Origin of the sequence: Rhodococcus marinonascens NBRC 14363, assembly GCF_001894885.1 — a bacterium.
Lineage (GTDB): Bacteria > Actinomycetota > Actinomycetes > Mycobacteriales > Mycobacteriaceae > Rhodococcus_F > Rhodococcus_F marinonascens.
This window is the reverse complement of record NZ_BCXB01000063.1, coordinates 1-10453: the sequence shown is the minus strand read 5'-3', so window position 1 is coordinate 10453 and position 10453 is coordinate 1. Positions and strand designations below refer to the sequence as shown.

At 62.9% G+C, this 10453-nt stretch carries 10 protein-coding genes; 5 read left to right on the top strand and 5 right to left on the bottom strand.

The features are described from left to right. Positions 1–137 precede the first annotated feature (137 nt). From RM2_RS22085 to RM2_RS22070, 4 genes are all read left to right on the top strand, one after another. Entirely contained in the window at positions 138–746 is a 609-nt protein-coding gene (locus RM2_RS22085; RefSeq protein ID WP_072691638.1) for an Rv1733c family protein, read from the top strand. A 364-nt stretch (positions 747–1110) separates the two neighbouring features. Beyond that, on the top strand, positions 1111–2007 hold the full coding sequence (locus tag RM2_RS22080; RefSeq protein ID WP_072691637.1) for a universal stress protein: 897 nt from the start codon (positions 1111–1113) through the stop codon (positions 2005–2007). A gap of 178 nt (positions 2008–2185) precedes the next feature. Next, entirely contained in the window at positions 2186–3574 is a 1389-nt protein-coding gene (locus RM2_RS22075; protein ID WP_084721950.1) for a wax ester/triacylglycerol synthase domain-containing protein, read from the top strand. A gap of 114 nt (positions 3575–3688) precedes the next feature. Next, a complete protein-coding gene (locus RM2_RS22070) occupies positions 3689–3970 on the top strand; it encodes a DUF1876 domain-containing protein (protein WP_072691636.1) in 282 nt (93 codons plus the stop codon). Between the two features lie 9 nt (positions 3971–3979). On the opposite strand, the gene RM2_RS22065 is transcribed toward RM2_RS22070, so the two are convergent. The 5 genes from RM2_RS22065 to RM2_RS22045 form a co-directional block, all read right to left on the bottom strand. Next, a complete protein-coding gene (locus tag RM2_RS22065) occupies positions 3980–4969 on the bottom strand; it encodes an Acg family FMN-binding oxidoreductase (protein ID WP_174553881.1) in 990 nt (329 codons plus the stop codon). 219 nt (positions 4970–5188) lie between these two features. Beyond that, a complete protein-coding gene (locus tag RM2_RS22060; RefSeq protein WP_072691635.1) occupies positions 5189–6046 on the bottom strand; it encodes an ABC transporter permease subunit in 858 nt (285 codons plus the stop codon). Positions 6047–6052: 6 nt separating this feature from the next. Beyond that, positions 6053–6829, bottom strand: coding sequence for an ABC transporter permease subunit (locus RM2_RS22055; RefSeq protein ID WP_072691634.1), 777 nt, complete (start codon positions 6827–6829; stop codon positions 6053–6055). Next, a complete protein-coding gene (locus tag RM2_RS22050; RefSeq protein ID WP_072691633.1) occupies positions 6819–7766 on the bottom strand; it encodes an ABC transporter ATP-binding protein in 948 nt (315 codons plus the stop codon). Before RM2_RS22050 ends, RM2_RS22055 begins: the two co-directional genes overlap by 11 nt. Beyond that, complete coding sequence (locus RM2_RS22045) at positions 7759–8262, bottom strand: GbsR/MarR family transcriptional regulator (protein WP_245814094.1); 504 nt, start codon at positions 8260–8262, stop codon at positions 7759–7761. The genes RM2_RS22050 and RM2_RS22045 overlap by 8 nt, the downstream gene beginning before the upstream one ends. Before the next feature lie 606 nt (positions 8263–8868). On the opposite strand from RM2_RS22045, the gene RM2_RS22040 reads away from it, so the two are divergent. Next, on the top strand, positions 8869–9735 hold the full coding sequence (locus tag RM2_RS22040) for a cyclopropane mycolic acid synthase family methyltransferase (RefSeq protein WP_072691631.1): 867 nt from the start codon (positions 8869–8871) through the stop codon (positions 9733–9735). Positions 9736–10453 lie beyond the last annotated feature (718 nt).

Genomic DNA, 10453 nt, shown 5'->3' with positions numbered 1-10453 from the left:
AGAGGCCGGCATTGGTTCCCGATGGTGACGTGGCCACCGTATCCCGCTGATCACCTGCGAATGACTTTCTGCCCTACACCGCGCGTCACGAGCGAGGAACAATTGGACACACGAGGACGGTCCGGGGGAGGCGTGCGATGAACGCTGATCAGACACCCGCTCTGCGCTGGTGGCGGCTGGCGCCGTGGAACCGAAATCCACTGATGCGTACCAGCGACCGACTCGATTTCGTCGCCACCGCCGTCATGATCGCCTTCCTCCTGATGATGGTTCCCTTCGCCGCGGCGTTCGGAACCGCAACGTATACGGGTCTGGCCGAGCGGTCCCATGCCGAGCATCAGATCGGGCACGCAGAATCTGCCGTTCTCATCGACGATCCGCAGCAATTGGTGGTGTGGGGCACGGGCAGTCGCTCGCCACAGATGGAGAACCGTGCGACGGCTCAATGGAGTGCCCCGAACGGCACACTGCGCTCGAGTGCGGTGGAAGCCAGGTCCAGCGCGCAGCGCGGCGATACCGTCGATGTGTGGGTCGACACGTACGGCAACGTGACCGAGGAGCCCAGGTCGGCCACTGAGAACTCGGCGATCGCAGTGAGTTCGGCACTGTCGGTCTGGGTGGGAGCGGCGGTGGTCTCCTCCCTGCTGTTCTTCGGGTTTCGCTGGATGAACACCCGAAGCCGGATGCGGCAGTGGGATCAAGAATGGAACGATTTCGGCCGGACACCGGAATGGCCGGTTGGCTGACCCGACGACAACTTGACCTCACCGCCGATCCAGCAGGCATCTTGCCCTCGAACGCAAGCCCCCAACCGCCGCCCGCCTCGTTGCGGCCGTAGCCGGACAGGGGATCCAATTCATCAGCTCAGCGTCAGCCCGCGCGGGACTCGTTGCACCCGAGTGGAACCGATCATCGGGCGCGAGTAGCCGATCATCAAGAAATGATGGCTGGACAGGCCGTATTCACCAGCCTGGGCCAACAGGAGCGTCTACGTCGGCGGTGGATTGGTGCGCCCGAATGACCTCTGCCTCTATCGCTGTCGTTGCCGACTTTGAGACGGTGGCGGTAGTGACTCTTGATTGTCTGCTAGAGCATGGAAAGTTGAGAACAATGAGCGTTCTTGCGCGAAACCGGTCCGTCGTCGTCGGGGTAGACGGTTCGGAAAGTGCGATGCGAGCGGCGGTGTGGGCGGCAGCGGTCGCGCACCGGAGATCCGTGAAGTTACGACTGGCTCACGCCCTGTCGAATCCGGTGTACCACTACAGCGAGGCCGCGCCTCTTTTTCAAGCCGAATTCGCCGAAGAGGTCGAGCGATCCGCCCACGAGATCCTGGATCGGGCCGAGCGACGTGTGAGGAGCGAGTTCCCCGAGGTCACGGTGTCCAGCGGCACCTATCCCGGACCAGCAGGCCTGGCCCTCACCAGATTGAGCAGGCACGCACCAATGGTGGCGGTCGGATCCACCGGTACGGGGACAGTGGGATCCCTCGTGACCGGGTCCACGGTCGCAAGAGTCCTCCACCGCGCAGGGTGTCCCGTAACCGTGATCAGATCGGGCACACCTTCCCCGGTTCCCGACAATCGTCCTGTCGTTGTCGGAGTCGACGGAAGTGAGCTGAGCTCACTCGCAATTGCCGAGGCCGTCGACTTTGCGACGACCTTCGATGTCCCGCTCCTCGCGGTACACGGCTGGGGTATCGGCGACATCACTGGGCGCTACTCCGCTTTGACGATGACGAACAGCTCAGTCGTCGAAGACGAGCAGTCCGTCCTGATGGCAGAAAATCTCGCCGGCTGGCGGGAAAACGACCCGGATCTGCAACTGACAACAGTCATCGAACGGGCCAACCCATCCGAGCTGATCCTCAAATACGCCCACGACGCGCAACTAGTCGTCGTCGGCAGCCACGGCCACGGGCGGCTAGTCGGTGCGCTGCTGGGCTCGACGAGCCAAAACCTTCTCCATCACGTCACCTGCCCCATCATGATCTGTCGCCGGGCGAGTTGAGGTGTCCGGCTGCTGGAGGGGTGCCCGAAGAGTCGGAAATCCCCGGGGACGATCCCTCCTTATCTGGACACTGGAGATCGACAAGTAGGAAAATGACACCGTGGGCACTTCTGACCCCCAAAGCTTCGATTGCGAATCGGAGGTGATTGACCAATTCATGAATACGAATCGTCGATACATGACTCAGCCGGATTTCATGTCGTGGCGAATGGAGGAAAATCCGATCCTCCGCTCGACCATCGTCGCTGTCGCGGTGCTCGACCGCAGCCCGGATCAGACTCGTTTCGTCGACATGATGCGCAGGGCCGTCGACCTGGTTCCGATATTCCGACGGAAAGTGATCGCGGATCCGATGGGTTTGGTTCCACCGCGGTGGGCGGACGACAGGGATTTCGATCTCAGTTGGCATCTACGCCGATTCACCGTCTCCGAACCCCGGTCGTGGGATGTCGTACTGGACTTCGCCCGCACAATCGAGATGGCCGCGTTCGACAAGAACCGTCCGCTGTGGGAGTTCACGGTTCTCGACGGGCTCGACAACGGCCGATCCGCCCTCGTGATGAAGGTGCACCATTCGCTCACCGATGGTGTCGGCGGAATGCAGATTACTCGAGAGATAGTTGATTTCACGCGGGAGGGGACCCCTCGGCAAGGCCAGACGAATCTCCTGACGACGCCAGAGAATGGCGATTCTTCCGAACCGGCGAACCGTCTCTTCTGGTATCGCGACACCGTCGGAGACCTGGCCCGCCGGGCACCGGCGGCGCTGGTCCGGAACGGAAGTCGCCTTGCGCGGTCTCCGAGAAGTGTCTACCGCGACGCAGTCGCCGTCGGCGGGTCCGCGATGCGTCTCGCGCGGCCCGTCGTCTCGACGCGCTCACCGGTGATGACGAACCGCAGTACGCGCCGTCACTGTGCAGTGCTCGACGTCCCGGTCGCAGCGCTCGCTGAGGCAGCCACAGCGGGCGGCTGCTCGATCAACGACGCGTTTCTGACTGCCGTCCTGGTGGGGATGGCGGACTATCACCAACTTCACGGCGCCGAGATCAGCGAACTGCGGATGACGCTGCCGATCAGCCTGCGAACCGATTCGGACCCGGTGGGAGGCAACCGCATCACGCTGGCGCGCTTCGCCCTGCCGACGGAAGCCGGCGGGCCCGCTGAACTCATGCACCGCGTGCACACCACCGTCGAGACCTGGCGCAACGAGCCAGCGGTTCCGTTGTCACCGACGATCGCTGGTGCCTTGAACCTGCTTCCCGCCTCCATGCTCGGAAGCATGCTCGAGCACGTCGACTTCGTCGCCTCGGACGTTGTCGGATCTGATGTACCGCTGTTCGTCGCCGGTTCGGAGATCATGCGGTACTACGCATTCAGCCCCACACTTGGATCGGCGTTCAACGTCACATTGATGTCGTATACGACACGATGCTGCGTTGGGATCAACGCCGACGCGGACGCCGTCCCTGACCTCGCCGCTCTGACTGCATCGCTGGCGGAGGGGTTTCGCGCTGTCCTCGGGCTGTGTGCAGAGACAACCGACAAGACAGTTGTCGTGGCGTCGTGAGAGTCGTGGCGGCGCGAGATCGTGAGATTGGCAGTCGCATACGACCGGAAATCAGATCGAGGACGCGATACCCGAAACCGCGTCCCTACCTACACCGAACGGAGGCCGAACGAGATGAACGAGAAGAAATGGTCTGTTGATATCGTCATCGAAGAACACGACTCGGAGGAGGGCGGCTCCAAAACCCGGGCGCAAGCTCGGCTCCGAACCAGCGATACCGACACACTTGTCGGGATCGGCCGCGCCCGTCGAAATCCGAACGACCCGGAGATCCCCGAAGTCGGGGACGAACTGGCCACGGCTCGTGCGCTGGCTGATCTCTCGCACCAACTCATCGAGGCCACGGTGTCGGACCTGGAAGCAGCCACACACGGTCGTGTTCATCTCACCGGGTAACAATGAATGTCACCGACGAGGATCTCGTCTGGCCATTGAGAACACCGATTCGATCGGTCGCCTCGGAGTCTGTCGAGGCGGACTCTTCCCCTCGCCAACCCCTACCCGGACCAGAGCCTGCGGAAATCCGCCGTCGGGGAGTAGTTCGCGGATTATCTCCCTGCCCTGGTTGAGTTCTGTCATGTGGGTCAGTGGACACGTCGCTAAACCGGCGACCGTGGATTCCAGGAGCACCGCGGAGAGTGCTTCACCGACGCGGAGCCACTCGCCGCGGCCTTCGGTGTCGGTGCTCAACACGAGAACAGTCGAATGGTCGATCTTCGTGGTCGCATTGTCGTCTCGGCCGTCAGGGAAGCGGCGTCCAATGGCGACGCCTTCACGGTTGTCCCCGGACGCGAGCGCATTCGAAGGTATTCCGCCACTCGAGGTGGAGTGGCCTGCCCACCAATGGAGTTCGGCCTGATATGCGGAATCGTACTTACGCGCCGCCGCGGTCAGTTCGGTCGCCTTCGCGAGTGTCGGGCGGGTGCCCTGCCCCAGTACGGTCAGGTGAACGTCTTGGTGGCGCGCCACTTCGGCCAAGGTCGTGGGCAGTGGGGTTTGCACGCTGACCGGGCCGAACGGTCGACGGTCGGAATGGCGGTGCCGGATCGCCGCGAGCAGATCGAAGTCGTGTGACTGCGGCCGGGCGTCGTGACGGAAGCGAATCGACGCCAGGTGCCCTGAGTGTGGCCCCTCTGGGACACGCCGGATGTCCGTAGACCATTTGAGTGCGATCAGCGCAATCTGGAGATGATTGAGCGCGGCACCGCAACTGACGACCAGTTGCCGGCCCGAGGGGTCTGTCGACGTCAGGATCCGGCCGCGTTCGGTATACAGATCGAGTTGCCCGTCCGCGTACCTCCACTGCCAAGGTTGACTGTTGTGCACCGACGGCGCCCGGCATGCGAGGTCCACGGCAATGCGAACTACGTTCTCGTCGGGGATGGTGTTATTCACGAGCACCTCCAAGTCGAATTTCGCACCGCGGTAATCCGGTACGGGAAGTCGATGCTGCAATTTCAAGTGTTCGCCTTCGGTCGACGCGAAGTTAGGGCCGATGGTCACCGGCGGAGACGGCAAGAATTCGGGTTCAAGGGCTCCGCCCCTAGCCAATCGGAACGAAGTGGGGGAGACGCCTCGATGGGTTGCGCGGGCACCCGAAAGGACGTTCTCCGTTCAGCCGCGCAGGTCGCGTCGCTCGAAGATGAGGGCAGCCACGACGCCGATCATCAGGGCGGAAGTGCCCAAGATCAGCAGGTGCGCCCAGTCAGGGCCGTTGACCAGGGGATTCGAAGCCGTGTAGTAGTACCAGGGGCTTATCTTCGCGCCACCGGCGAGGGTGTCGGACAGCGGCAGGAACACGCTGACCGCGAACGCAAGGGCTGCGAGTCCGCCGGTGGCGGCCGCCGCCAGACGACGGCTACCGGTGCCGGCACCGAGTGCGATGGCGATCATCCCGAACACAATTCCGAGCAGCGCGGTGTGCGCGGCAGCACCGAAGATTCCTGTCGCCGACAATCCCAGGTCCCCGATCACGCTCCCGACGATCAGACCACCTGCGAGGAATAGGCACACCACAAGTACATGGACGATCATGGCGTCGATCTTCGCGAGCAGGAAGGGGGTTCGGCCCACAGGTGCGCCGAGGAGAGCGCCGAGGGTCTTGTCTTCCTCCTCACCGGCGGTGGCACGGACCGCGGAGATCACCCCGATCGCGATCGCCCCGGCCGGTGCCACCATCGACAGCAGTTCGGCGTTCATCCAACCGGCTGGAGTGGTCAGGTCTGCGCCGGAAAACGCCTTGCTCACCATATCCGTCAGCGCGGTGGGGATTTCGGCGAACGTGTCCTTCAGCGGCGGCCACAGCGCACCCACCATCGCGCTCATCGCGATCATCAAGGTGCCGATCACGACCGATAGTGTCATCCGGTCGGCGATCGCCTTGCCGACCAGGGCCCAGGCGGCGGCCAGTCTGCGGGTCGGTGGCCGCGCCTCGACTCGGTGGGGGATCGAAGTGGTGCTTTTCGTGGTCATCAAATGTCATCCCTTCAGGTCTCGGCGTTCGAACGCGAGGAATGCCACCACGAGCGCGAGAGTGGTCAGCGCAGCAAGCACTAGCAGGTACGCGGGGTCGAGTCCGTTCACCAGGGGTTCGCCCCCGGCGTAGTAGTGCCAGGGGCTCAGTCGGGCCCAACCGTCCAGATCGGCCAGCGGGAGCATGGCGTTGGTGACGTAGCTGAGTGCGGCCACTGATCCGGCGACGGCGGCGGCGACGGTGGGTCGGCCGGTAATTGCTCCCACGGCCAGTGCGAGTGCACCGAAAGTGATGGCGAGCATCAGCAGGTGCAGGCAGGTGGCGGCGATGGCGCTCTGCGTCAACCCGATCCCGAACAAGGCGTCAGATGTCGCGGCGGACGCCCAGAACACTACGGTCGCGGCGATCAGGGCCAGAAGCAGTCCGCCGACCTTGGAGGCGAGGATGCCGAGGCGGGTGACCGGTTGCGCGGCCAGCACCGCCATCGTGCCGTCTTCCTCCTCCCCGGCCGTGGCCCGGGCACCGCCCGCCACGGCATAGCCGACCAGGGCTAGGGGAGCGATCAGGTTGAACACCTCACCGACCACGTAGCCGCCGGGTACGTCGGCTCCCATGAACGCGTTCAGCGCCTCGGGGAAGCTCTCGGTGAGGTCGGCGATCGTGCTCTCGAGTCCCGCGCCGATGGCGAGGGCGAAGACGGTCAGCACGACCAGTACGGCCCCGAGCCAGAGAACCGGCATCCGGCGTTCACGGAGATCCTTGTCGAGGATGTCAGTGGACATCGGACGCCTGCCTCTCGTGGTTGTCCGGGAGCGTATCGGCAGGGGGCACGTCGTCGCGGTAATAGGTCAGGAAGACCTCCTCGAGGTCCGCCTCGCGACTGTTGAGATTGAGGACCTCGTGCGCCATGGCCGCCTTCAAGATGTCATTGACCGATCCCTCGAACGAGACGGTGGCGTGACGGTGGTCCACCGATGCCTCGTGCACCCCGGCGACACCGGTGAAGGTGCCCGACGGAATCGGATCGGCGAACTCGAAGTCGATCCGACGGATGGCCTTGCGCTTGAGATCGTCCACCCGTTCTACCACGACCAATCGTCCTTCACGGATGATCCCGACCCGGTCGGCGACCCGCTCGACCTCGGAGAGGGTGTGCGAGGACAGGAACACAGTGCGCCCCCCGTCGCGAACCTCCTCGAGTAGGGCGTGGAATTCCTGCTGGATCAGCGGGTCGAGGCCGGCGGTGGGTTCGTCGAGCATTAACAGCGCCGGTCGGTGCATGAACGCCTGGATCAATCCGATCTTCTGCCGGTTTCCCGTTGAGTAGTCGCCGACCTTGCGGGACAGATCGGCCTTGAGTCGTTCGGCGAGTTCGTCGATGTAGGACTGCTCGACTCCGCCTCGCAGCCGGGCGAAATACTGCAGCGTCTCCTTGCCGGTGAGCCGTGGATACAGTGCCAGGTCACCCGGCACGTACCCGATCTGCCTGCGGATCTCGAGGGCGTCGCGGTGCGCATCATGACCTAGGATCGTCGCAGCTCCAGAGGTGGGCCGGATCTGGTCGAGCAGGGTGCGAATGGTGGTCGACTTGCCGGACCCGTTGGGGCCGAGGAATCCGAAGATCTCACCCCGGGCAACCTGCAAGTCCAGATCCTGCACGGCGGCGACGTCGCCATAGTGCTTGGTCAATTTCTGTGTATCGATCGCCCACTCAGTCATCGTCGTTCCGCCTTTCGTTGTGGTAGCGCGTCAGGAGCGCGGGGGTTTCGGCCTCCATGAATCCGGCCAGTTCCCGCATCTCTTCGAGCCGCCGCAGCCGTTGTGGGGTGTCACCGGCAAGGACTGTCAGTCCCTCCTCTGCGAGAGACCGCAGTTCGGCCATGGACCGGCGACGTTCCTCGATAACGGAGTCGAAGGCGTGTGGGCGCAGCCGGTAGTAGGTGCGGCGGTCGCCAGGCACCCCCGCCCGCTCGACAAGCCCCATCCGAATCAGAAGCCGCGCAGTTGTACTGACCCCCCCAGTCGAGGCCCGCAACCCGGTTGCCAGGTCCTCGGAGGACTGCCGTTCGGGTTCGCACACCAACAGCCAACCCAGCAATCGGCCCGTGAGCCGGGTCGATCCTGCCGACTCGAAATAGCTGCCCATCCGTTCGACGAACTCGCCCAGTTTTGCATCGGTCGCCGAGGGTGCAGCTTTGGTCACATCAGGTTTCACAAGTTTCAGTATATTCTGAATACTCACAGTGTGGAGAGTTGGCGGCCGTAGCGTGTTCATGATCAGGGGCTGCGAGGCGACCTCAAAATGTCACAGTGACGTATTGTGGTCGTCTGGATGAATATGGAGGAGTGGGCGACAATGAACGATGCCTGCCAGTCCGGTCACCGCAGGACCGCGAAATGGCCTCAGCGCGACTATCTCGATGTATCCGACCGGCTGAATAATATTCACGGCACAAACCAAACGGGAATGCCGCGGATATTCGAGGTCGACGCCCAGCTGCATGCAGTCACGCTGAGATCACCCGCGGCGGCCAGCCGCAGAAGTTCACTGTAGGTATACCCATGGAGCCCTGTATGCCTGTGACCTGCAACGATAAATGCTCTATCGTGTGCCGATAATCTATATTATGTCAAGTAGCCGCCCCGGACTGTCGCAGATGACTCTGGATCGTGGCGCGGAAGACCCGATTCCGTGAAACTCAACCGCAGCGGACCTGGTGGAACCAAAAACCTAGGTCGGGTTCTCCAGGTACGTTCGAGTGGACGGTCTTCATGGTGAGGTGGCCAGAAGCTGGCCCGACGGTTGAGATAAGGATCTGGAATGTCGGAATTGAAGCCCTTTTTCAAACAGGTGCAGTCCCACTACGACTTGGACGACGACTTCTTCCGTCTGTTCCTAGATCCGAGCATGACCTACAGCTGCGCCTATTTCGAGCGCGAGAACATGACTCTCGAACAGGCACAACTTGCCAAGGTCGACCTCTCGCTCAGTAAATGCGACCTGCATCCGGGGATGACACTGCTCGACGTCGGCTGCGGCTGGGGTTCGACCATGTTGCGCGCCCTCGAAAAATACGATGTGAATGTCATCGGACTCACCCTCAGCGACAATCAATACCAGCACGTCACCCAGCTCTTTTCCGACCTGCCGGGGTCGCGGACCGCGGAGGTCCGACTGCAGGGCTGGGAGGAGTTCAACGAGCCGGTGGACCGCATCATCAGCATCGGCGCATTCGAGCACTTCCGCCGCCACCGCTACGAAGCGTTCTTCGACAAGTGCCGGGACCTCCTCCCCCCGGACGGGCGGATGCTGCTGCACTCGATCATCGCCTACCAGCGAGGCACCTTAGAGAAGATGAACATCCCCGTCACCGAGGACTACATTCGCTTTGCCGTTTTCATCGTTCGAGAGATCTTTCGGGGTGGTCAGCTACCCGAACCGGAGTGGGTTACCGCCCCTGCCGAGCGAGCGGGGTTCCGTGTCGACCGGATTCAGCCGCTGCAGCCGCACTACGCCCGCACGTTGGACCTGTGGGCCGCGGCACTGGCCGCCCGCCACGACGACGCCGTTCAGATCGCCTCGGAAGAGATCTACCAGCGGTACATGAAATACCTGACAGGCTGTGCTGACCAGTTCCGCAGCGGACGTGTCGACGTAATGCAGTTCTCCCTGTCCAAACAGGGTTGAACCCAACGCGCCAGTGGTAGCCGTTGGCAGGCCGCGAGTGGAACCGTCGCTGCGGACCGGCGCCCTCGGTGAGTAGCTCGCCGCCCCAGCCCTGCAACTGGACCTTATGTCTATCCGAACTTTGCAAATATGCAATTTTGACCATATCCATCTGATGCAAGTCCGCATTCCCCTGGCGACGACGCTGTACCCGCCACGCAGAGGATTTGCCGATGACACTGTCCGACGTTCGCAACCCACTGAACGCACCCCGGTCCCCCGGTTCGTCGTGCTTGCGACATTTGTCCGACTTCTTCCTCGAACGGTGCCAACCCCTCCCCGGCCAGTAGCAGACGAAAGGGCACTTGCTGGTTTCCAGCGGCTATGTGTTCGAGGACTGAACCGAGGTCGCGGCCGTGGCGGAACCCGCCGACGGTAGACGCTGGCCCTCTGGGCGCGGCTCGCCGCCGACATCGTGATCGTCGGCGGCTTCTGTGAGCAGGCGCCAACCGGCGAGTTGTTCAACAGTGCTGCACTCGTGGACTCCAGTGGGCTACGCAGCCTCTACCGCAAGACACACCTCTGGGATGCTGAACGTCTGCTGTTCACGCCAGGCTGTACACGGCGGTGTCATAGCGTCGAAGCAACAATGCTGGTGACGAGGTATGAGTGCGGTGGGTCGACGGATGTTGACGATGACGGATCGGGCGCAGATCGCGGCGGGCATCAAAGCCGAACT